This is a genomic window from Ferrovum myxofaciens (assembly GCF_000735045.1).
Taxonomy (GTDB): Bacteria; Pseudomonadota; Gammaproteobacteria; order Burkholderiales; family Ferrovaceae; genus Ferrovum; species Ferrovum myxofaciens.
This window is the reverse complement of sequence record NZ_JPOQ01000031.1, coordinates 68129-89796: the sequence shown is the minus strand read 5'-3', so window position 1 is coordinate 89796 and position 21668 is coordinate 68129. Positions and strand designations below refer to the sequence as shown.

20 protein-coding genes are annotated in these 21668 nt (G+C 56.0%); 14 read left to right on the top strand and 6 right to left on the bottom strand.

Annotated features, from left to right (window positions below; translation table 11 throughout):
* Positions 1-5 precede the first annotated feature (5 nt).
* Complete coding sequence (locus tag IV91_RS0105985; protein ID WP_031596820.1) at positions 6-224, bottom strand: heavy-metal-associated domain-containing protein; 219 nt, start codon at positions 222-224, stop codon at positions 6-8.
* Between the two features lie 116 nt (positions 225-340).
* Here IV91_RS0105985 and IV91_RS0105980 point away from each other — a divergent pair, with 116 nt between their 5' ends.
* From IV91_RS0105980 to msbA, 8 genes are read left to right on the top strand one after another with little or no spacing between them, the layout of a single operon-like run.
* Complete coding sequence (locus tag IV91_RS0105980; protein WP_035417285.1) at positions 341-1990, top strand: OpgD/OpgG family glucan biosynthesis protein; 1650 nt, start codon at positions 341-343, stop codon at positions 1988-1990.
* Between the two features lie 12 nt (positions 1991-2002).
* Positions 2003-3487, top strand: coding sequence for a DNA recombination protein RmuC (locus IV91_RS0105975; RefSeq protein ID WP_051862168.1), 1485 nt, complete (start codon positions 2003-2005; stop codon positions 3485-3487).
* A 48-nt stretch (positions 3488-3535) separates the two neighbouring features.
* Complete coding sequence (locus tag IV91_RS0105970) at positions 3536-4417, top strand: recombination-associated protein RdgC (RefSeq protein WP_031596815.1); 882 nt, start codon at positions 3536-3538, stop codon at positions 4415-4417.
* Positions 4407-4943, top strand: coding sequence for a bifunctional adenosylcobinamide kinase/adenosylcobinamide-phosphate guanylyltransferase (gene cobU / locus IV91_RS0105965; RefSeq protein WP_031596813.1), 537 nt, complete (start codon positions 4407-4409; stop codon positions 4941-4943). Before IV91_RS0105970 ends, cobU begins: the two co-directional genes overlap by 11 nt.
* Positions 4940-5992: a nicotinate-nucleotide--dimethylbenzimidazole phosphoribosyltransferase gene (gene cobT / locus IV91_RS0105960; RefSeq protein ID WP_031596811.1), complete on the top strand. Its 1053-nt coding sequence runs from the start codon at positions 4940-4942 to the stop codon at positions 5990-5992. Before cobU ends, cobT begins: the two co-directional genes overlap by 4 nt.
* Complete coding sequence (locus IV91_RS15660; RefSeq protein ID WP_035417254.1) at positions 5989-6549, top strand: histidine phosphatase family protein; 561 nt, start codon at positions 5989-5991, stop codon at positions 6547-6549. Before cobT ends, IV91_RS15660 begins: the two co-directional genes overlap by 4 nt.
* Before the next feature lie 5 nt (positions 6550-6554).
* On the top strand, positions 6555-7301 hold the full coding sequence (locus tag IV91_RS0105950) for an adenosylcobinamide-GDP ribazoletransferase (protein ID WP_031596806.1): 747 nt from the start codon (positions 6555-6557) through the stop codon (positions 7299-7301).
* Positions 7302-7327: 26 nt separating this feature from the next.
* A complete protein-coding gene (gene msbA / locus IV91_RS0105945; RefSeq protein WP_031596805.1) occupies positions 7328-9073 on the top strand; it encodes a lipid A export permease/ATP-binding protein MsbA in 1746 nt (581 codons plus the stop codon).
* Here the strand turns inward: msbA and IV91_RS0105940 are convergent.
* On the bottom strand, positions 9067-9846 hold the full coding sequence (locus tag IV91_RS0105940; protein WP_031596803.1) for a glycosyltransferase family 2 protein: 780 nt from the start codon (positions 9844-9846) through the stop codon (positions 9067-9069). The genes msbA and IV91_RS0105940 overlap by 7 nt on opposite strands.
* Before the next feature lie 61 nt (positions 9847-9907).
* Between IV91_RS0105940 and waaC the strand changes: the two genes are divergently transcribed.
* Together waaC and IV91_RS0105930 are read left to right on the top strand one after the other, a co-directional pair.
* Entirely contained in the window at positions 9908-10864 is a 957-nt protein-coding gene (gene waaC, locus IV91_RS0105935) for a lipopolysaccharide heptosyltransferase I (RefSeq protein WP_031596801.1), read from the top strand.
* On the top strand, positions 10861-12114 hold the full coding sequence (locus IV91_RS0105930; RefSeq protein WP_031596799.1) for a 3-deoxy-D-manno-octulosonic acid transferase: 1254 nt from the start codon (positions 10861-10863) through the stop codon (positions 12112-12114). The genes waaC and IV91_RS0105930 overlap by 4 nt, the downstream gene beginning before the upstream one ends.
* On the opposite strand, the gene IV91_RS0105925 is transcribed toward IV91_RS0105930, so the two are convergent.
* Positions 12103-12666, bottom strand: coding sequence for a peroxiredoxin (locus IV91_RS0105925; protein WP_197456352.1), 564 nt, complete (start codon positions 12664-12666; stop codon positions 12103-12105). The two genes, IV91_RS0105930 and IV91_RS0105925, sit on opposite strands and share 12 nt — an antisense overlap.
* Before the next feature lie 164 nt (positions 12667-12830).
* Between IV91_RS0105925 and IV91_RS0105920 the strand changes: the two genes are divergently transcribed.
* From IV91_RS0105920 to IV91_RS0105905, 4 genes are all read left to right on the top strand, one after another.
* A complete protein-coding gene (locus IV91_RS0105920) occupies positions 12831-13484 on the top strand; it encodes a protein-L-isoaspartate O-methyltransferase family protein (RefSeq protein ID WP_031596797.1) in 654 nt (217 codons plus the stop codon).
* Positions 13485-13487: 3 nt separating this feature from the next.
* Positions 13488-14054: a transcription elongation factor GreB gene (gene greB / locus IV91_RS0105915; RefSeq protein WP_031596796.1), complete on the top strand. Its 567-nt coding sequence runs from the start codon at positions 13488-13490 to the stop codon at positions 14052-14054.
* Positions 14055-14141: 87 nt separating this feature from the next.
* Positions 14142-16046 carry a phosphomethylpyrimidine synthase ThiC gene (gene thiC, locus IV91_RS0105910; RefSeq protein ID WP_031596795.1) on the top strand — a complete coding sequence of 635 codons (1905 nt, stop codon included), beginning with the start codon at positions 14142-14144 and terminating at the stop codon, positions 16044-16046.
* A 3-nt stretch (positions 16047-16049) separates the two neighbouring features.
* Positions 16050-16871, top strand: a complete 822-nt coding sequence (locus IV91_RS0105905; RefSeq protein ID WP_031596794.1) for an undecaprenyl-diphosphate phosphatase — start codon at positions 16050-16052, stop codon at positions 16869-16871.
* On the opposite strand, the gene priA is transcribed toward IV91_RS0105905, so the two are convergent.
* The 3 genes from priA to IV91_RS0105890 all read right to left on the bottom strand — a co-directional run bounded on the left by priA (position 16868) and on the right by IV91_RS0105890 (position 21667).
* Positions 16868-18856, bottom strand: a complete 1989-nt coding sequence (gene priA, locus IV91_RS0105900; protein WP_031596793.1) for a replication restart helicase PriA — start codon at positions 18854-18856, stop codon at positions 16868-16870. The genes IV91_RS0105905 and priA overlap by 4 nt on opposite strands.
* A gap of 257 nt (positions 18857-19113) precedes the next feature.
* Positions 19114-20181 carry a uroporphyrinogen decarboxylase gene (hemE, locus tag IV91_RS0105895; RefSeq protein ID WP_031596792.1) on the bottom strand — a complete coding sequence of 356 codons (1068 nt, stop codon included), beginning with the start codon at positions 20179-20181 and terminating at the stop codon, positions 19114-19116.
* Positions 20182-20230: 49 nt separating this feature from the next.
* Positions 20231-21667, bottom strand: a complete 1437-nt coding sequence (locus IV91_RS0105890; protein ID WP_031596791.1) for a glutamate synthase subunit beta — start codon at positions 21665-21667, stop codon at positions 20231-20233.
* Position 21668: the final 1 nt, after the last annotated feature.

Sequence of the window (21668 nt, the reverse complement as noted above, 5' to 3'; positions counted from 1 at the left end):
AAAAATCAGGCTCGGCACACTTCGTAGCCAGCATTCCGAATCACGGCCATCACCCCTTCAGCATCCACTTCACCACGTACCTGAACAAATCCAGTATCCAGATCGATGGCGAGGTCTTCGACTCCTGGCACGGCACTCACGACACGGCGAACCGTACCCACACAACCCTGACAAGTCATGCCTGTCACGGTCAAATTCAATTCCCCGGATTGACGGTTGTTCATCAAATGCCCTCCCCATGCCTTCGAGATAACTTTGCAGGAGGTTATACTATACCCATTCAACCTCCTCTATTGCCAAGGATGAGAACACCATGTCGTTTCTGAATCGCCGTTACTTTATGGGTACCCTCGGTACTTTACTGGCCAGTCCCCTCTTCACCCGCCTTGCACAGGCTGAACCCAATAATCTGAATCTGGGACAGGGGACAGTCTTTTCCTGGGAGGGATTGTGTGCCGAAGCCAAAAAACAGGCTCAGAAACCCTATGCGTCTCCCCTGTCTCCCGATGCCGCCATCGTTGACCGTATCGACTGGGATGCCCATGGTCAGATCCATTTCAAGATGGACCACGCACTTTTTGCAGACGGTCCTGGAGATTATGCCATCGCTTTTTTTCATCCGGGCAAGTTTTTCCCCTTTCCCGTCAAAATGTACCGTCTCGACCAACCCATGGAAAACGAACACGCGCGCACCGAAGCGCGGGAGATACTCTTTGACAAACACCTGTTTGACATGCCCGAGCATAGTCCGGCTCAGGAATTGAGCCACCCGGCAGGGTTCGCCGGATTTCGCATTCAGGAAAGCCGCAACGGCTCCGGGCCGGACTGGCGCAGCAACGACTGGGCGGCTTTTCTGGGCGCGTCCTATTTTCGCACCATTGGCGATGAATACCAGTATGGCATTTCGGCACGGGGGGTTTCCGTCAATACCGCCACCCAGGATCAGAAGGAAGAATTCCCTCTCTTCACGCACTTTTACTTCGCCCCCCCTCAACCGGGATCCCGGGAAGTATCGGTCTATGCCCTGCTGGACGGCCCCAGTCTCTCTGGGGCATACCATTTTACCCTCACCCGGGACAAGGGTGTCATCATGGACGTCCAGGCGGAACTGTTTCTGCGCCGTGACATCGACCAATTTGGTCTGGCTCCCATGACCTCCATGTACTGGTTTGCCGATAAAGACAAGACCTTTCAAGAGGACTGGAGACCACAGGTCCATGACTCAGATGGACTTTCCTTATGGACTGGAACCAACGAACATATTTGGCGACCACTGATCAATCCCTACAGCATCAAGACATCTCATTTTTCCGATAAAAATCCAAAAGGATCACCCCAGCAGGAGTTCGAGTGGGGATTGCCCTTCGAGGTATCTCATTTTTCCGATGAAAACCCGAAGGGCTTTGGCCTGATTCAACGTGAACGTCATTTCGATCAATACCTGGATGCCGTACATTACGAACGGCGCCCCAGTTTATGGATCGAACCCCTGAATCCCTGGGGTAAAGGTACAGTTCGATTAGTGGAACTCCACACCACGGAAGAGTTGTACGACAATGTCGTGGCCATGTGGGTCCCCGCTGCCCCAGCGCGCGCCGGATCTCAGCATTCCCTGCGTTACCGTCTCTACTGGCAGGCCGATGAGCCCTTTGCCACATCTCTGGCGCGCTGCGTCGGTACCGGAATCGGACGAGGAGGAGAACCCGCTCATCGGTTACCGGGCACACATAAATTCGAGGTAGTTTTTCAGGGCGGCGAACTGTTCCATCTCCCCTCAGGGAATGCGCCAGAAGCCGTCATCACGCCTTCCCGCGGACGTATCCTGAATGCCGCCACGGAACCCGTCCCCAATGGCCAGCCCGGATCATGGCGCGCACTCTTCGACTTGACCGAAGTAGAAGGAAACGATCCCGTGGATATCCGTTTATATCTGAAGCGGGGAAATGACACCTTGAGCGAAACCTGGCTCTATCATTATCTGCCCACTTGAGGAAGTTCCCCTATGGAGGTTGTCGTTGTTGGGATTCTTTTCCTGGTGCTGGGAGCCTTGTTTTCCAGTTTGATCTGGCGCAGTCGACTGGCAGTTTGCACTGAAAAAGGACGGTCGGAAGGGGCGGTGGAACGGGCTCAATGGATGGAACGGGCCAGTCGACTGCCTGAACTGGAAAGGCGTTTGAGCGAACTGGAACAAACCTTGAATCAGGCGCGCGATCACGAACATCACTGGCACATCCAGGAGGGCCGCCTATCCGCCGAACTCACCGCCGAACAAGCCCGTTGCCAACGCTTGGTAGAAGAGTTGAATGAAGCGCGCCAAAACCTCCAGAACGAGGTCAACGAACATCGTCAGCACTTGGCCCAGGTTGCAGAATTGCAGACCAGACTGGAGTCAGAACGCACTCAGGCAGGAGAGAAAATCGTTCTTCTGCAGGAAGCACGGGATGAATTATCCCTGCAATTCAAGAACCTGGCCAACGACATCCTGGAAGAAAAATCCCGTCATTTCAAAGAACAGAACGAAAATGCCCTGGGTCAACTGCTCAATCCCTTGCGGGAACGGCTGGGGGAGTTTGGCACGAAGGTGGAAGAAATCCACCGTCGTGATACGGAGCAGCAGGCTCAACTCAAAGCCGAATTGGGGCACCTCAAGGCGCTCAACCAGCAGATGAGCGCGGAGGCCCATCAACTGGCCACGGCCCTCAAGGGCCAGGCCAAGAAACAGGGGAATTGGGGCGAGCTGGTTCTGGAGAACCTGCTGGACCGCTCGGGATTACGTGAAGGTCAAGATTACCGGCGGGAAGTCAGTTTTACCACAGAGGAAGGGCGACGCCGTCCTGATGTCATCGTCTATTTGCCTCAGTCCAAACATCTGGTCATCGACGCCAAGGTTTCCCTCAACGCCTACACCCGTTACGTCAATGCAGAAGAGGACGCAGAACGCGCCATTGCCCTGAAAGAACATGTCCAGGCAGTGGCCGCACGCATTCAGGAACTGTCCGACCGTTCCTATTTCACACTGCCGGGGCTCAATACCCCAGAAATGGTCTTCATGTTCATTCCCATCGAATCAGCCTTCGTGGAAGCCCTGCGTGCCGATGACAGTTTGTTCCAGAAGGCCATCGAAAAAAATGTTCTGGTCGCCACTCCCACCACCCTCATGACCAGTCTCAATATCGTTCGCCAACTGTGGCGTTTCGAAGAACAGAATGCCCATACCGCTGAACTGGCAGAACGTGCCAGTCGAGTCTATAAAAAACTGGTGGGCTTCGTCACCAGCATGGAACAGGTCGGCAAAGAGTTGGAAAAAGCCCGCGCCGTCTACGACAAGGCCTATGGTCAACTTCATACTGGAAAAGGCAATTTGATTGCTCAGGCGCGCGAATTCGAACGTCTGGGGGTATCCATCCAGGCTCGTCTGCCCGAGGAACTGGTGGCAAAAGCCGCACTGGAATTGGATGCCCCCTCGGAGAATCCATCGCTCCCGTGAGGGTCCACCGTCCTTCTGGTAGAATTCCATCCTTTGCGGGGATTGACCATGTGGTTCAAGAATCTTGTGCTTTATCGACTCAGCACCTGGAAGGATTCGGCCGAGTCCCTGAGTGAACGGTTGTCACATCGCCCCCTTCAATCCTGTACGGGAAGTGATCTGCAATGCAGCGGCTGGCTCCCCCCCAATGACGAAGATTTCGTTTATACCCTGCCACCCCACCTACTGATTTGTCTTGGCATCGAAAAAAAACTTCTGCCTGCCTCCGTCATTGCCCAACAGGCACGCCACCGCGCCGAAGAATTCGAACAAACCCGTGGCTATAAACCAGGACGCAAACAGATGAAGGATATCAAGGACGAGGCGATGGATGAATTGCTTCCCCGCGCCTTTTCCGTACAACGCAAAACCTACGCCTGGATCGATCCGCAAAACCAGTGGCTGGTCGTGGATAGCGCCAATCTTGGACGTGCCGAGGAAGTGCTGGAGACTCTGCGGAAATGCGGGGTGGAGTTCAGTGCTGCCCCCCTGTGCACCCGTTTGTCTCCGGTCACGGCCATGACTCAATGGCTGGTGGAAGATACCCTTCCCTCAGTTTTCACCATCGACCAGGATTGTGAATTGCGCGCCCGCCAGGATGAACGCATGAAAGTGCGTTATGCCCACCACTCTCTGGAAGGGTCAGAGATCCGGCAACATGTGCAAGGAGGCAAGGAAGTTTCCCGTCTTGCCCTGACCTGGGGGCAAAAAATCTCTTTTGTGCTGGATGAAGCCCTTCAACTGAGACGCCTATCCCCGCTCGATATTCTGAGTGAAGGCTCAAACGCCAGTGAAGAAGCCTTCGACAATGATTTCGCCCTGATGACCAGCGAATTTTCTCACTTGATCCGGGATTTGGTGGAAGCTCTGGACGGTGTGGATGAGCGTTGATGTCCCACAGCGAGTTTTGATTCTCGGGGGCGTTCGTTCCGGTAAAAGTGCCCAGGCTGAACAATGGGCCAAACACAGCGCTCGTCCGGTTACCTATCTGGCCACTGCCCGAATCGAGGATGAGGAAATGCGCGCGCGCATTTCACATCACCGCGCAACTCGTCCGGCCCACTGGAAAGTGATCGAAGAACCTGTGGCTTTGGCGAGTACCCTGCGTGCCCATGCGCATCCCGAGGGTCTCATTCTGGTGGACTGTCTGACGCTGTGGTTGACCAATCTGCTGTTCGATTCCGACCCACAGTGCGTACAACGTGAACAGGATGCTCTTCTGGCACTCCTCCCCACCCTGCCAGGCACATTGATTCTGGTCAGCAATGAAACCGGATTAGGTATCGTCCCCCTCGGAGAATTGACTCGTCGTTTCTGTGATCAGGCCGGTCGCCTCCATCAGGCTCTGGCAACCCTCTGCGACCCGGTTCTTTTGATGGTCGCCGGACTTCCCGTTTTTTTGAAAGGACACTCATGATTCCTGACTGGTTGACCCTACCCTCCCGTCCTCTGGATGAAGTTGCTCGTCTGGCGGCGCGCCAGCGCCAGGCACAACTGACCAAACCGCCCGGTTCTCTAGGTCAACTGGAGGAATTGGCCTGTTTCTTGGCCGCCGCCCAAGGGCGGGAACGTCCGCACATGAAGCAGGTGTGGATCAGCATCTTTGCAGGAGACCACGGCATTACTGCAGAAAATATCTCCGCCTTTCCCCAGGCCGTCACGGGTGAAATGATCAAGAACTTTGCCCGTGGCGGTGCAGCCATCAGCGTGCTGGCTCGAACCTTGGGTGCATCCCTCGAAGTCATCGATCTGGGCACGGTCCAGAACCTGACGCAAGTGCCCGGCGTGCATCATCTGGGATTGGGTCCCGGCACGGCGAATTTTCTTTATGAGCCGGCCATGACTGAAGCCCAATGCCATGCGGCGCTGGGTGCCGGACGAGACCGTGTCGAAGCCGCACTGCAGGCCAGCGCAGACCTCTTCATCGGGGGAGAAATGGGCATTGGCAATACGACTTCCGCCACTGCCATGGCCTGCGTCCTGCTCGATCTTCCTCCTCAGCAACTGGCGGGCCCGGGCACCGGATTGGCCACAGCGGGGGTTTCCCACAAGATCGAGATCATTGCCCAAAGCCTGTTGAAACATGAGCGCGCGCTCACTTCTCCCTACGCCATCCTGAAATATCTAGGAGGATTCGAAATTGCTGCCCTCACCGGAGCCTACTGTACTGCCGCCCAACGGGGTCTGCCCGTTCTGGTGGACGGGTTCATCAGCAGTGTGGCAGCCCTCGCGGCAGAACGCATGAATCCCGGGGTAGCCCGTTGGTTTTTGTATGGACATCGCTCGGCCGAACCAGGTCATCAGGCCATTCTCGAAGCACTGGATGCACGCCCGCTATTATCCCTCGGACTACGCCTGGGCGAAGGCAGTGGCGCCGCCAGCGCCATCCCCCTGCTGCGTCTGGCCTGTGCGCTCCATGAAGGAATGGCCACCTTTGCCGAAGCTGCGGTTTCGGAGAAGTTGTGATCTTTTCTCTTCTGCGCCATGGAGACACTGGGCACAGTGGTTTTCGGGGACGTCTGGATGATCCGCTCACCGCTTTGGGGTGGCAACAAATGGAACAGTCCGTGGCCCTCTGGCGCGGAGATCGGATCCTATGCTCTCCCCGTGAACGTTGCCAGCGCTTTGCCAAAAACATGGCTACCCGTCTGCGGCTCCCGCTGACGGTGGATGAACGTTTCAGCGAACTGGATTTCGGACTCTGGGAAGGGCATACAGCAGCCGAATTGATCCAGAAAGACCCTCAAACACTGGCCGCATTCTGGCGGGATCCCTGGCAACACCCCCCCCCCGAAGGGGAAACCCTCGAGCATTTCTGCGAGCGTGTCGAAGCCGGCTGGATTGAATTGGGGCAGCAGTGCGCAGGCCAAACAGTTTTACTGATTACCCATGGCGGCGTCATCCGTCTGTTGCATCATCGACTGAATCAAACCCGGCGTAGCGATTTTTTGACCTATCCGGTTCCCCATGGCTCTTTGCATGTTGTGAACGACTGGACAAAAAACGAGTCTCATCCCGCGTGAAACCCCTGCGAACCTTTGGCCTGGCCCTGCAGTTCCTGACGCGCCTGCCCGTACCCATCCATTCTCCCCCGACTCCTCAGGAGCAGGGGCAGTGTCTACTTTTTTATCCCGCTGTGGGGGCCATCATTGGCGCCATGTTGGCCGGAATGTGTGCACTCACTTCTTTTTTAGGAGTGTCCTCCAATTTGTCCGGCGCGTTGATTCTGGTCCTGTGGGTCGGACTCACCGGAGCACTGCACCTGGATGGACTGGCTGATTCAGTAGATGCCTTTGGGGGTGGCCGAGGGGACCGGAGCCGCATTCTGAATCTCATGAAAGACCCTCGCTGTGGTTCTTTTGCTGTGGTCAGTGTGGTCCTCGTGTTACTGGTCAAAGCCATGGCCCTGATCACGCTGGATGCGCGCATTGCCCCGGGTTTTCTGCTGCTGCCCCCACTCCTGGGCCGCACCGCCCTATGTCTGTTGTTTCTGACCACACCCTACGTCCGCCCAGGCGGGATGGGAGAAGCAATCTCCCAGCATATGCCACGTACCCCGGTCTGGGGAGTCTGCATCATGACGCTGGTCAGCATTTTGATCGGCTTTGGACGACCCGGTCTGGGCGCCATTCTGGTGGCCGGGGTCATCGGTTACTGGTGGCACCAAAAACTCATGGAGCGAATTCAGGGCACCACCGGGGATACGGCGGGCGCACTGGTAGAGTTGGTGGAAAGTGCCACGGTAGTCACTTTGGCTCTGGTAGCGCATAATTAGGACTTTAGGATCGACTTCCCCACACCATGCACCTTCTGCCTGGGACCACCTCCCTCTATTCCCGCCTGTTACGCCATGTACGCCCCTATCGTTGGGAATTTTTCGGTGCCGTCGGCGCCATGGTGGTTACTGCGGCCACCGAACCGTTCCTGCCGGCCCTGCTCAAACCCATGCTCGACAAAAGTTTCGTGCACAAGGATCCGCACTGGATGCATTGGGTGCCGCTCATGTTGATGGGACTGTTCTTCGTACGGGGCATTGCCAATTTTATTGCCAAATTCGCTATGAACTGGGTCGGAAACAAAGTGGTCATGGACCTGCGCCAACAAATGTTCGGGCGCCTGCTCCATCTGCCTGCTCGTTACTTCGATGACCACAGTACCGGAGAACTGATCTCGAAGTTGGTATACGACGCCAATCAGGTCATGCAGGCCAGCACCACCGTGCTGACCAATCTGGTCACCGACAGTTTTGTGGTCGTGGGCCTGATGGGTTGGTTGATTTACCTGAATTGGCAACTCACCAGTGTCACCCTGCTGGTGGCCCCGCCCATCGCCTGGGTGGTTCGAAAAGTCAATCTGCGCCTGCGTCATATCAATCGCGACACCATGAGCGCCATGGGCAATCTCACCAGCGTACTGGATGAATCGATCCAGTGCCAGAAGGTCATCAAGGTGTTTGGGGGAATCCCCGTTGAAACTGACCGTTTCCATGAAACCAGCAATTGGGTGCGTCGCCTGAGCATGAAGCAGGCAGCGGCCAGTGCAGCCAATGTTCCCATTGTCCAGTTCTTCGCAGCCCTGGCCATCGCTCTCATCATCGGCATGGCCACCTGGCAAGCAGGTACCGATCAAACCACGGTGGGTGGCTTCGTTTCATTCATCACGGCCATGATCATGCTGTTGGCCCCCGTCAAGCGCCTCTCCGATTTGAGCGAATCCCTGCAGCGGGGCCTGGCTGCTGCAGAAAGCGTCTTTGCCCTGATTGATCAACCCCCCGAGACAGACGAAGGAACCCAGGTACTGGAACACGCCCAAGGTCACTTACACTTTGATCAGGTGTGTTTTGCTTATCCGCGGGGTCATCGTTTAGCCCTCGACTCCTTCAGTCTAAAGATCCAGGCCGGTCAAACCGTGGCTCTGGTGGGAGCTTCAGGCAGTGGTAAGAGCACATTGGCCAGTCTGGTGCCCCGCTTTCACAACCCCACGTCAGGACGCATCCTTCTGGATGGCTATCCTATTGCGAACTTGACCCTGGCCAGTGTGCGCAGCAATCTGGCCCTCGTCACCCAGGAAGTCGTCCTGTTCAACGATACCGTGGCCCACAACATCGGTTACGGCCCCCTGCGCGGAACCTCGCTGGAACGGTTGCGCGAGGTGGCCCGCGCGGCCCATGCTCTGGAATTCATCGAACAACTACCCGATGGATTTCAAACCTTGTTGGGAGAAAACGGGGCGCGTCTGTCCGGTGGACAACGGCAGCGTATTGCCATCGCCCGCGCCCTCCTCAAAAATGCCCCGGTCCTGATTCTGGACGAAGCCACTTCGGCCCTCGACAGTGAATCCGAGCGTGCCGTCCAGGCAGCCCTCGATACCCTGATGGAACAACGCACTACTCTGGTCATTGCGCACCGCCTTTCCACCATTGAAAAAGCCGATCTCATCGTGGTGCTGGATCAGGGGCATATCGTAGAGCAAGGAACCCATCGAGAACTGATGGATCGGGAGGGACATTACGCCAAATTACAACGCCTGCAAGTTCTGGATCAGTGATCCACAGGAAAAGACCGGCACTCCGGTTGATCTAGGCACCAAAGTTTGGCGTAACGGTAAAAGGTCGCATAGGCATTGGAGACGGCCAACAAAAAGCCCTGTCCTCCATCCAGAAAACTGCGGCGCAGAATGAAGGTTCGAAAAAATGCCCAGCACCCGTGCCGCAAAGCCTTGCCCAGGGTGGCACGCCGTCCTTTGGCATAGGCTTGACGGGCGCCCAGCGTCGAATAATGGTTGGCCTTGTCGAGGGCTTCTTCCAGGTCAACATAAGTATCGTGTTCCAGCGGGTTGTTCAGGGTTCCAATGCTTCCCTCCTCGGTTCCAACCAGCCGTTCATGAACCCAGTCCTCAGAAAAATGGGCCTTGCCTCTGCGAAAGAGACGCACCACATAGTCGGGCCACCACCCGCCATGGCGGAGGGCACGCCCACAGTAGCGTGAAGAGCGGGGCATGCGATACAAATCCAGCGCCTCAGGATTGGCCATAACAGCCAATATTTCTGCTTTCAGCGCAGGGGACACCTGCTCGTCCGCGTCCAGTGAAAGCACCCAGTCCCCACAGGCCAGAGCCAGCGCACGGTTCTTCTGCGGACCAAAGCCCGGCCAATCCGCTGCAATCTCTACCCGTGCGCCACGTTGGCGCGCCAGTTCCACCGTGCCATCCTGACTTCCCCCATCCAGAACAATACACTCCTCTGCCCAAAGAACCGAGTCCAAACAAGCGCCAAGGGCGGCCTCTTCGTTTTTGGCTATGATGATGACAGAAAGTGACATGGAGGCAAGTCTACTCCACTTCCGACTAGCCGAGCAGGGTCAGGTCCCCTAGAATGGCGGCATGACTGATCTCCTTCTCATCAAAACCTCTTCACTGGGCGATGTGGTTCACGCTTTTCCGGCTGTGACGGACATGGCTCGTCATTGTCCCACCCTTTCCATTGACTGGATCGTGGAAGAATCCTTCGCAGCATTGCCCCGTCTGCATCCAGCAGTCCGCCGTGTGATTCCCGTGGCCTTGCGGCGCTGGCGTACCGCTCTTTTCGCACCGACAACCCATGCCGAATGGCGTCGGTTGAGCCAGGTTTTGGAGGCCCTGAACCATGATGCCAGCCTGGATCTGCAAGGTCTGGTCAAAAGTGCGTTGGTCGGGTGTTTCAGTCCTGCCTTGCGAATGGGATACGATCGTCACAGCATTCGCGAACCCTTGGCCAGCCTGTTTTACCAGCAGCACTTCCGGGTTTCCAGAAATCTTCATGCCGTGGAGCGCAACCGCACACTGGCCGGTCTTGCCCTGGGCTACGCCCCGGAAAAAGAAGTGACCTATGGCCTGCGTTCTGATCTGGTTCGCCCACGCACCCTGAGTGCCATACCCTATGTTCTCTTTCTCCATGGAACTAGCCGCCGTGACAAGGAATGGCCGGAAACTCACTGGATTGCCCTGGGTCGGCAGCTCTCTGCCCAAGGATTGACCATCCTGCTCCCAGGCGGTAACGAACGGGAACGGGAACGAGCTCAACGTCTGGCAAACCAAATCGTGGGCGCACAGGCCCTGGCAACGCTGGATCTGACCGCTCTGGCTGGCCTATTGGCCCATGCCCAGGCTGTGGTGGGCGTGGATACGGGTCTCTCCCATTTGGCCACCGCGCTCCACCGACCGGTGGTGGCCCTGTACACCGCCACCGACCCGCAAGCCACAGGGGTATTCGGTAGTATGCTGGCCGTGAATCTGGGCGGAAAAGGTTTATGCCCGGAAGTACCGGAAGTCCTCTCTGCCTTGGAGCGGTTGTTGCCATGAATTTATTCTGGTACACCCAGTTGACCCGCTTGATCCTGCCCCTGTTTTTTCTCCGTCTCTGGTGGCGTGGTCGACAACAGCCCGGCTATCGCCTCCATTGGCTCGAGCGCCTTGGCCACTACCCTATCTCCGAATCTCGCCCTCTGATCTGGCTCCATGCCGTGTCGGTGGGGGAAACCCGTGCTGCCTTGCCGCTCCTCCGATCCCTGGCCGAGCAATACCCGAACCACGCCTTCCTGTTGACCCATACCACGCCCACCGGTCGAGAAACGGCGCTCGATGAAGCCCCTCCGGGAATTCAACGGGTCTATCTACCCTACGACCTGCCGGGCGCCGTAGGGCGTTTTTTAGAGACCTTCAAACCCACTTTGGGCTTTCTTCTGGAAACGGAACTCTGGCCCCGCCTGATCCATGAGTGCCACCACCATCATATTCCTCTGATTCTGGCCAATGCCCGACTGTCAGAACGTTCGGCACGACGTTATGCCCTTGTCCCGACCCTGACACGCACCCTCCTCGGTCAACTGTCGCTCATTGCGGCCCAGTCCCACGCCGATGCCCAGCGCTTTGAAGCTCTGGGCGCCCCTCGGGTGAAACTCATGGGTAATCTCAAGTTCGATGCGCCCCTGCCCTGCGAACATCATGCAAGTTTTCAACCAATCCGTCAGATGATCGGAGAAAACCGGACGGTCTGGATCGCAGCCAGTACCCGTGAAGGAGAAGAAAGCCTCCTGCTGAAACATCTCGGTTCCCTACTCACTCCGCCCCATCTGCTGGTGCTGGTTCCCCGACACCCGCAACGATTCGACGCGGTGGCTGCCTTGCTTGAAGCGAGGCATATTCCCTACCAGCGGCGCTCGGCGCAGCGCCCCCTCTCTGCCGAGACCACGGTTCTCCTCGGGGACAGCATGGGTGAAATGTATGCCTGGTATCGTCTGGCCCAATATGCGCTCATGGGCGGCACCCTGCTCCCTCTGGGGGGGCAGAATCTCCTTGAAGCCCTCAGCGTTGGATGCCCCGTCCTGCTGGGTCCATACACCTTCAATTTTGCCGAGGCCAGCACTGCCGCAGTGGAATGCGGCGCTGCTCGGCAATTTTCCAATTTGGATGAATTGCCTCTTCTGATCAAAGAATTTCTTGAGAACCCAACGCTTTGTCACTCCATGGGTGAGCAAGGACGGTGCTTTGTCGAGCGGAACCGGGGGGCCACCGCTACCTTGCTGGACCTGGTCCGCGAGTTAGTGCATTGACTGCAAACGACGCAACTCTGCTATGACTTCCTGAGGATTCTCTCCAGCATCTACATCCACATAAACTTTGGCGATACGGCCTGCGGGATCGATGATGAAGGTATTACGACGGGCCAATTTGTAGCCCAGCAGGGTACGTTCTGATCCGTAACTTTTTGACACCGTCCCTTCCTTATCGGCCAATAACGGAAAAGGAAGATGGTGTTTGTCCGCAAATTCAGCATGGCTGCTGGCGTCGTCGATACTCACTCCCACCACCGCCGCCCCCAACGTCTGGATTTTGTGAATGTCATCCCGATAGGCACAGGCCTCCGTGGTACACCCCGGAGTCTCGTCTTTCGGGTAAAAGTAGAGAACCAGCCACTTTCCCTGATAATCAGATAATTTTTGCAGTGTTCCATTCTGATCCATTATGCTGAACTCTGGGGCCTTCTGCCCCACACTGGGGAGTTCCGAGGCATTGGCCGAGCGCATCACCCACAGGACCAAAATCAACAGCATGAACAGTACCGTCATGACCTTCATAGCGCCCTCTGCCCATTTCAAATTCATCCAATATGCCTTGGGACCTCGGACCTGGACAGGAGTTCCTGGAAATTCCGGCCACCCGAATGAATTACCCGCCTCTGCACCCGCAACCAAAGACGATTCCCCCCCTGATTTTGCTACAATAGCGGATTGACAAAAAGATATTTCATTCCTCCCGGAGGCACTCAATGAATCTTGAACAGGCTCGCTTCAATATGGTCGAACAACAGATCCGCCCTTGGGATGTCCTGAATATCGAAGTGCTCGATCTACTCTATCAGGTTCGTCGTGAGGAATTTGTTCCGGCCACCCAGCGAGAATTGGCTTTCGTCGACATGGAACTTCCTCTGGATCATGGGGAATTCATGCTTTCACCCAAATTGGAGGCTCGCCTGATTCAAGAATTGCGCCTCAAGAAATCAGACCGCGTCCTTCATGTAGGAACGGGTAGCGGATATGTGGCTGCCCTACTGGGCAAGCGCGCCGCCACCGTCACCTCGGTGGAAATTCACCCGACTCTGGCCACTCAGGCTCGCCAACGCCTGCAAAATGCCGGAATTCACAATGTCACCGTGGAAGTGGGCGATGCCGCCCAGGGTTGGCGTCCAGAATCCGTCTGGGACACCATTCTGCTCACCGGTTCCGTCCCTTACCTACCTCCGGCATTTCTCGACGTTTTGGCAGCCGGAGGATGCGCTCTTGCCATCGTCGGCCATGCGCCCATCATGACCGTACGACGCTGGATGCGTCTGCCGAATGGAACACTGCGGGAAGAATCACTTTTTGAAACCTGGGTTCCCTCTCTTCACCATGCAGCACAAACACCTCTCTTCGAATTTTGAACGATGAGCAAAGCCTTTGTACGCGAGGCAGAAAATGAGGAGGAGGAGGAAGACCTTTCCGCTTCGAGTACGGACCTGCCACCTAACACGCCCAATTATCTGACCCCTCGAGGACATGCCCGACTGGTCGCCGAATTGGATCATCTGTTACGCGTGGAGCGTCCGAAGGTCGTAGAAACCGTGTCTTGGGCGGCTTCCAACGGTGATCGTTCGGAAAATGGAGATTATATTTATGGGAAACGACGCCTGCGCGAAATTGACCGGCGCCTGCGCTTTCTCACCAAACGGCTGGAAATCGCCCAAGTGGTCGATCCCACCTTGCAGTCCGGAAATGACCAAATTTTTTTCGGAGCACAGGTGACCGTGGAAGAGGGCGATCAAACTCATGTCTATACCATCATCGGTCGAGATGAAACCGATCCTGGATGCGGTCACATCAGCTGGATTTCACCTCTGGCCCGTGCCTTGCTCAAACAACGTACCGGCGACACGGTCCGGTTCATGAGTCCGGCAGGGGCGCGTACCCTCGATATCGTCGACGTTCAATACTTTCCTCTGGACCCTCCATAATCCACCCCTTGAGCGTGTTGGAACCGGGCTAACCCTGTCCATCTGGTACACTTCCCTTGTTAATCCGTTCTAAGAGTGAATCTGCGCATGAATGCACCCCCAAAGTTTCTGGCCGAACAGGCCCAAGTGGATGAAGCATCCGTTATCCCTCTCCCCTGTTCCCACAAGATCCATGTCACCGGTTCACGCCCCGACCTGCGGGTCCCCATGCGTGAAATCCGCCAGTCGGATACCCCGGCCACCTTCGGTGCCGAACCCAATCCCCCGCTCACCGTTTATGATACCTCCGGCCCGTACTCAGACCCCACGGTCAGCATCGACATTCGGGCAGGTTTACCCAGCGTTCGCAGTTGCTGGATCGAGGAACGTCAAGACACGGAAGCATTGAACGGGCCATCCTCCACCTATGGCCAGGAACGATTGGACAATGCGGCCCTGACCGAAATGCGCTTCAAACTCCAGCGTACGCCGCGCCGCGCCCTGACGGGACAAAACGTCTCCCAAATGCACTATGCGCGACGTGGCATCATCACTCCGGAAATGGAATATGTAGCCATTCGTGAAAATTGTCGGCGCGAAGCCCAACTGGATGCCCTCAAAGCTCGTGGAGGCAATGCCGAACGCTGGCTCTCCGCCCAACATCCAGGTGAATCCCTGGGCGCTTCCTTACCCGGACAGATCACTCCGGAATTCGTACGGGATGAAATTGCGCGCGGACGAGCTATCCTGCCCGCCAATATCAATCACCCCGAAATCGAACCCATGATCATCGGACGCAACTTTCTGGTCAAGATCAATGCCAACATCGGCAACTCCGCCTTGGGTTCAAGCATCCAGGAAGAAGTGGAAAAAATGACCTGGGCCATTCGCTGGGGTGGCGACACGGTCATGGACCTGTCCACGGGCAAGAATATCCATGAGACACGCGAGTGGATCATCCGTAATTCTCCCGTCCCCATTGGAACCGTACCTATCTATCAGGCACTGGAAAAAGTGGATGGAAAAGCCGAGGAACTGACTTGGGAAATCTATCGGGACACTCTCATCGAACAGGCCGAACAGGGAGTGGACTATTTCACCATTCACGCAGGATTGCGTCTTGCCCATATTCCCCTGACCGCTCAGCGTTTAACCGGCATCGTCTCCCGGGGCGGGTCCATCATGGCCAAGTGGTGCCTATCCCACCACAAGGAAAATTTCCTGTATACCCATTTCGAGGATATCTGCGCCATCATGAAGGCCTATGATGTCAGTTTCTCCTTGGGGGATGGACTGCGCCCCGGTTCCATTCATGACGCCAATGACGCCGCCCAGTTCGCCGAACTCAAAACCCTCGGCGAACTGACCCAGATTGCCTGGAAACATGATGTGCAAACCATGATCGAAGGTCCGGGACATGTGCCCATGCACCGTATCCGCGAAAACATGGAACTGCAACTGTCCCTCTGCCAGGAGGCCCCGTTCTACACCCTGGGCCCTCTTACCACGGATATCGCACCGGGTTATGACCATATCACCTCAGCCATCGGCGCTGCCATGATCGGCTGGCAGGGCACGGCCATGTTGTGCTATGTCACACCCAAGGAACATCTGGGCTTGCCCGATAAGAACGACGTCAAGGACGGCATCATGGCTTACAAGATTGCCGCCCATGCAGCCGATCTGGCCAAGGGACATCCCGGTGCCCAAATGCGCGATAATGCGCTGTCCAAGGCCCGTTTCGAATTCCGTTGGGATGATCAGTTCAACCTGGGACTGGACCCGGACAAGGCTCGGGAATTTCATGATGAAACGCTGCCTCAGGAAGGGGCCAAACTGGCTCATTTTTGTTCCATGTGTGGTCCTCATTTCTGCGCCATGAAGATTACTCAGGACGTACGGGATTACGCCTCTCAAATCGGTGTATCTTCCGAGCAGGCACTGGATCAGGGAATGGCAGAAAAAGCCCAGGAGTTCCGGGCACAGGGTGCCGAACTCTATCGCAAGGTTTGACCCATGGATGTCCTGTTACTTGTCAAAGCGGCCATTCTGGGCGTGGTGGAAGGACTGACGGAATTCCTGCCGGTTTCCAGCACTGGACATCTGATACTGGTGGGCAGTCTGTTGCACTTCAATGACGAAAAAGGCAAGGTTTTTGAAATCGTCATCCAGTTTGCCGCCATCCTGGCCATTTGCTGGGAGTATCGGGCAAAGATTGGGCGTGTGGTCCTGGGATTGCCCAGGGATCGCGCAGCTCAACGCTTTACCCTCAACCTGCTGCTGGCCTTTCTTCCGGCAGCAGTTTTGGGTTTATTGTTCGCCAAATCCATCAAAGCGCATCTGTTTGCTCCTTTACCCGTGGCACTGGCCTTCATTCTGGGTGCCTTTGTCATTTTTTGGGTGGAACGTCGTCACCAACCGATACGCATCACCACCGTGGACGATATGGACTGGCGGATTGCCCTTAAAATCGGACTTTGTCAGTCCTTTGCCCTGATCCCCGGCACTTCCCGTTCTGGAGCCACTATCATGGGCGGACTATTCTTTGGCCTATCCCGCACAGCTGCCACAGAGTTTTCCTTTTTTCTTGCCATTCCCACCCTGAGCGCAGCCACCGTTTACGAACTGGTTAAGTACCGTCATCTTTTTCATGCCAGTGATCTGGGCATGTTTCTGGTCGGCAGCTTGTTCTCTTTCATATTTGCTTTCATGACAGTGCGCGCCCTTCTCCGTTTCGTCAGTCAGCATAATTTCACCGGTTTTGCCTATTACCGAATCCTGTTTGGCCTGCTCATCCTGCTCACTCATGCCTTTGGTTGGGTGCAGTGGACCGACTAACAGTCCCAGGGATCGACTTCGAGCACCCAGTGGATGCTTCGCCCCGAACGCAAGGCACGTAACTCATCCACCCAACTGGCCAGAAAAACTTGCAGGGAAGCACGATGCGCACCCTGAACGAGTAATTGCCAACGGTGGAAGCCCGCCTTGCGCGCCAAAGTGGAGGGAACCGGATCGAAAATACAGATCCCTTCTCCTCCACGGGTCAAGGCTTTCTGCCGCGCCTCCTCCAGAAAGACAGTGACCTTGCCCACGTCCCGTGCTTCTGCCCGAAGTATGGCCAGATAATTAAAAGGTGGCCATCCCATCTGACGCCGCAGGGCCAATTCCTGGTCCAGAAAGTTTTCTGTTTCGTGCTGCATCAGCGCCAACAGTACGGGGTGTCCGGGATAATCCGTTTCAATCCACACCTGCCCCGCCTTTTCTGCCCGTCCGGCCCGTCCGGCCACCTGAAGTAGTTGGGCATAAAGCCGTTCTGAGGCACGAAAATCACTGCTGAAGAGCGATTGGTCGGCATTCAGTACCACCACCAAGGACAAATCAGGAAAATCGTGTCCTTTGACCAATAACTGGGTTCCCACCAGAATATCCACCTGATGGTCCAAAATTTGTTCCCTCGCCCTTTCCCAACTGCCCTTAAGGGCCAAACTGTCGCTGTCCAGACGCAGGAGACGGGCTGAGGGGCAATAGTTGCGCAGACGTTCTTCTACCTGCTGCGTCCCTTCTCCACGGGTTTCCATGTGGACATTCCCGCAGGATGGGCAAGATTCGTGCAGAACTTGCTCCAGACCGCAGTGATGACAACGCAACTGTCGGGTCCGCCGATGTACCACCAGTCGCACACTGCAGCGGGGACAAGCCGCCTGCCAGCCACAGTTGGGGCAATACAGAACAGGGGCATAACCGCGCCGGTTGATGAACACCAGCACCTGTTCCCCACGGCTCAATGTTTCGTGCAAGACGGTCGCCCAGTGAGGAAGCCCTTCCTGCATCGTGGGTGCCAAAGTCAGTTGGGGCAAACAAGCGCCGGGTACGGCCCGCTCTCTCAAATGGTGCAGTTGATACCGTCCTGTACGGGCGTTATGCCAACTTTCCAAGGTAGGCGTTGCAGACCCCAGAATAATCGGGAATTCTCCCTGGCGAGCACGGACAATGGCCAAGTCCCGTGCGGAATAGCGCAATCCATCCTGCTGTTTGAAAGAGGCCTCATGTTCTTCGTCCACCACGATCAATCCCAACTCGGGCAGAGGCGTAAAAACTGCCAGGCGTGTGCCCAATACCAAACGTGCGGCACCGGTCTGGGCCGTCAACCAACGCCGCGCCCGTTCCTTCTCACTGACCCCACTGTGCAGACTGATCCAGTTCAGCTTAGGCCAACGACGTGCCAGACGTTGTTCCAGTTGGGGAGTCAGGTTGATTTCCGGAACCAGCAAGAGAACCTGTCGTCCGCGCTCCAATACCTTTTCGATCAGAGAAAAATACACCTCGGTCTTGCCGCTCCCGGTCACCCCATGGATCAGGTGCACAGCAAAGTTCGGTTGCTGAAGAATCGCCTGCACCACGCTCCGTTGTGCCTCATTAAGTGGCGGTGCCGAACTCTGAGACGGATATTTCCGGGGTTGACGTACTCGGCGCGGAGGCTGCCAGCCACCCACTCGACGCAGGGCAGGGGGCAACATGGCCAGCACCGTTTGCCCTAAAGGGTAGTGATAATAGGAACTACAGAATTCCAGCAACTGCCAATCACGAGCATTCAGTGGCGGAACATCCCGCCAAATCTCCAAAACTTCCTTGATTTTGTCCGCGGGGTAGGTGGAGGTGTGTTTGAGGGCTCGAATTACGCCAACTTTTTGCCCGGTGCCCCACGGAACCTTGACCCGCCGCCCCACGTCCTCCTCTGTCGCCAGAGCGGCATGATAATCAAACCCGCGAGGTAAAGGCAGATCAAGCAGAACTTCGACGATCACGGGGCTCTGGAGATCCATGAATGGGCAGAAGGGACGCGGTCCATCTGTGGATAACTTTGTTTATAAGTTGGAAGTTTGATACTTGTCAAGATTTTAAATCCGTCAAAAATCACCTTGCCCAACCTCGACTAACCATGATTTATTCATATAAATCATGTTGTTAACTTACATTTATCAAGGACACCCATAATTCATGAGGATTATCGTCCATCGATCCCACTCTGTGCATAACACTGGGGAAAAAACCATGAATAATCTGGTTTTTTCCTTATTTGTCAGGCAATAGCGACGCCTTGTCGACGGCTCAGTTCATGCACCGCATCCACTAATACCGTCACCTGATCCGGGTCGGTAAAGCGCGTAATGCCATGGCCAAGATTGAAAACATGACCAGATCCCGGACCAAATTCCGTCAATACTCTTCCCACCTCCGAGCGAATGCACTCGGGCGTCCCAAACAAAACCATCGGATCCAGATTACCCTGCAACGCGACCTTGTGACCGATACGGCGCCGGGCCTCACCCATGTCTATGGTCCAGTCCAACCCCACCGCATCGTAGCCCGCGTCGGCAATGGATTCAAGCCACAATCCTCCACCCTTGGTAAAGACGATGCTGGGCACTCGGCGCCCTTCTGCCTGTTTGGTCAACCCGGCAGCGATCACAGACAGATAGTGCAGTGAAAATTCCTGATATGCCTTCGGAGTCAGTGTTCCCCCCCAAGTATCGAACACCATGACTGCCTGAGCCCCCGCTTCAATCTGGGCATTCAAATACTGAATGACCGCTTCGGTGGTCACTTCCAGAATGCGATGCAACAAATCCGGACGGCGATAGAGCATCCCCTTGATATGACGGAAATCCTCCGACCCGCCTCCTTCCACCATGTAGCATGCCAGGGTAAAGGGACTGCCTGAAAAACCAATGAGGGGCACCGAACCCGCCAATGCCTTGCGAATCTGAGATACCCCATCCAGAACGTAACGCAGGTTCACAGTAGGATCGGGCACACTCAAATTTCGAACTTCCCATTCATCACGGATGGGACGTTCGAATTTGGGTCCTTCTCCTTCTGCAAAATAAAGCCCCAGACCCATGGCATCCGGCACGGTCAAAATATCGGAAAAAAGAATGGCCGCATCCAAGGCATACCGGGCCAAGGGCTGCAAGGTTACTTCTGTGGCCAGGTCCGGCGATTTGCACAACTTGAGAAAACTACCGGCCCGGGCCCGCGTCGCATTGTATTCGGGCAAATAGCGACCAGCCTGGCGCATGATCCAAAGCGGTGTATAGGGAACGGGTTCACGCAAGAGCGCACGCAGGAAGGTATCATTTTTCAGCACAGGAAAACCTCGTCAGTCCGCCATTACTTCAGCGGGTCTATCATGAAAATCAGCGTGGAAGATCCGACTGCCCCATCAGGAACTCATCGATGGCTCGTGCCGCCTGGCGTCCCTCCCGAATGGCCCAAACCACCAGAGACTGCCCACGCCGCATATCCCCGGCAGCAAATACCTTGGACACCGAAGTTTGATAGTCCAGGACTTTGGCCTGTACATTGCCCCGGGCATCCTTTGCCACCCCTAACTGTTCCAACAAACCGGTCTGCACTGGATGCAGGTAACCCATGGCCAGCAGAACCAGATCCGCCGGAATGTCAAAGGCACTGCCCGGAATTTCCTGAGGTTTCATCTGGCCCTTCTCGTCCGCCTTCCACTCCAGGCGCACAGCATGCAACTGGGTCACTTGTCCATCGACTCCTGTAAACGCCTGGGTCGAAATGCTCCAGTCACGGATACACCCTTCCGCTTGAGAGGTGGAAGTACGGAACTTAAGGGGATATTGAGGCCACACCAAAGGTTTGTCCTCCTGCTCCGGAGGGCGCGGCATGACTTCAAACTGTGTGACGGAAAGGGCTCCCTGGCGAAGGGATGTCCCCACGCAGTCGGAACCCGTATCGCCCCCGCCAATCACCACCACATGCTTGCCCGTGGCCAACAGGCCATTTTCCACCGTATCTCCGGCATTGCGTCGATTCTGTTGGGGCAGGAATTCCATGGCAAAATGAACACCCTTCAATGCCCGTCCCGGCACAGACAAATCGCGGGGATGTTCCGATCCCCCAGTGAGCAGAATCGCATCAAACGATTCCCTCAAATGCTGGGCAGACAGTGTCACGCCCACATGCACGCCGGTGCGGAATTCCACCCCTTCTGCGCGCATCTGATGGATCCGACGATCAATCTGAAGTTTTTCCAATTTGAAGTCCGGGATACCGTAGCGCAACAGTCCCCCGATCCGATCATTTTTTTCGAACACCACCACGTCGTGCCCCACCCGTGCCAACTGCTGTGCCGCAGCCAACCCGGAAGGTCCGGAGCCCACCACGGCCACCCGTTTACCCGTTTTGTGCGAAGGAATTTTCGGGGTAATCCAGCCTTCTTCCCAACCCCGGTCCACCAAGGCATGTTCAATGTTCTTGATGGTGACCGGTGCCGTATTGATGTTGAGCACACAAGCCGACTCACAAGGTGCAGGACAGACCCGCCCCGTAAATTCCGGAAAATTGTTGGTGGAATGGAGGTTGTCCAACCCTTCGCGCCACTGCCCACGGTAAACCAGATCATTCCAATCAGGAATGATATTATTCACCGGACACCCCGTCTGGCAGAAGGGGATTCCGCAATCCATGCAGCGCGCTCCTTGCTGGCTGACGCTCTCCAAGGGCAGATCAATGGTAAATTCGCGGTAGTGGCCCACCCGTTCTTGTGGTGTTTCGGCAGAGGGTTCCTGCCGTTCGATTTCCATGAACCCCGTAATCTTTCCCATG

Excerpts from the sequence above, each read along its gene's own strand:
- IV91_RS0105985 (WP_031596820.1), bottom strand. The coding sequence starts at position 224 with ATGAACAACCGTCAATCCGGGGAATTGAATTTGACCGTGACAGGCATG.
- IV91_RS0105980 (WP_035417285.1), top strand. The coding sequence starts at position 341 with ATGGGTACCCTCGGTACTTTACTGGCCAGTCCCCTCTTCACCCGCCTT.
- IV91_RS0105975 (WP_051862168.1), top strand. The coding sequence starts at position 2,003 with ATGGAGGTTGTCGTTGTTGGGATTCTTTTCCTGGTGCTGGGAGCCTTG.
- IV91_RS0105970 (WP_031596815.1), top strand. The coding sequence starts at position 3,536 with ATGTGGTTCAAGAATCTTGTGCTTTATCGACTCAGCACCTGGAAGGAT.
- cobU (WP_031596813.1), top strand. The coding sequence starts at position 4,407 with ATGAGCGTTGATGTCCCACAGCGAGTTTTGATTCTCGGGGGCGTTCGT.
- cobT (WP_031596811.1), top strand. The coding sequence starts at position 4,940 with ATGATTCCTGACTGGTTGACCCTACCCTCCCGTCCTCTGGATGAAGTT.
- msbA (WP_031596805.1), top strand. The coding sequence starts at position 7,328 with ATGCACCTTCTGCCTGGGACCACCTCCCTCTATTCCCGCCTGTTACGC.
- IV91_RS0105940 (WP_031596803.1), bottom strand. The coding sequence starts at position 9,846 with ATGTCACTTTCTGTCATCATCATAGCCAAAAACGAAGAGGCCGCCCTT.
- waaC (WP_031596801.1), top strand. The coding sequence starts at position 9,908 with ATGACTGATCTCCTTCTCATCAAAACCTCTTCACTGGGCGATGTGGTT.
- IV91_RS0105930 (WP_031596799.1), top strand. The coding sequence starts at position 10,861 with ATGAATTTATTCTGGTACACCCAGTTGACCCGCTTGATCCTGCCCCTG.
- IV91_RS0105925 (WP_197456352.1), bottom strand. The coding sequence starts at position 12,666 with ATGAATTTGAAATGGGCAGAGGGCGCTATGAAGGTCATGACGGTACTG.
- IV91_RS0105920 (WP_031596797.1), top strand. The coding sequence starts at position 12,831 with ATGAATCTTGAACAGGCTCGCTTCAATATGGTCGAACAACAGATCCGC.
- greB (WP_031596796.1), top strand. The coding sequence starts at position 13,488 with ATGAGCAAAGCCTTTGTACGCGAGGCAGAAAATGAGGAGGAGGAGGAA.
- thiC (WP_031596795.1), top strand. The coding sequence starts at position 14,142 with ATGAATGCACCCCCAAAGTTTCTGGCCGAACAGGCCCAAGTGGATGAA.
- IV91_RS0105905 (WP_031596794.1), top strand. The coding sequence starts at position 16,050 with ATGGATGTCCTGTTACTTGTCAAAGCGGCCATTCTGGGCGTGGTGGAA.
- priA (WP_031596793.1), bottom strand. The coding sequence starts at position 18,856 with ATGGATCTCCAGAGCCCCGTGATCGTCGAAGTTCTGCTTGATCTGCCT.
- IV91_RS0105890 (WP_031596791.1), bottom strand. The coding sequence starts at position 21,667 with ATGGGAAAGATTACGGGGTTCATGGAAATCGAACGGCAGGAACCCTCT.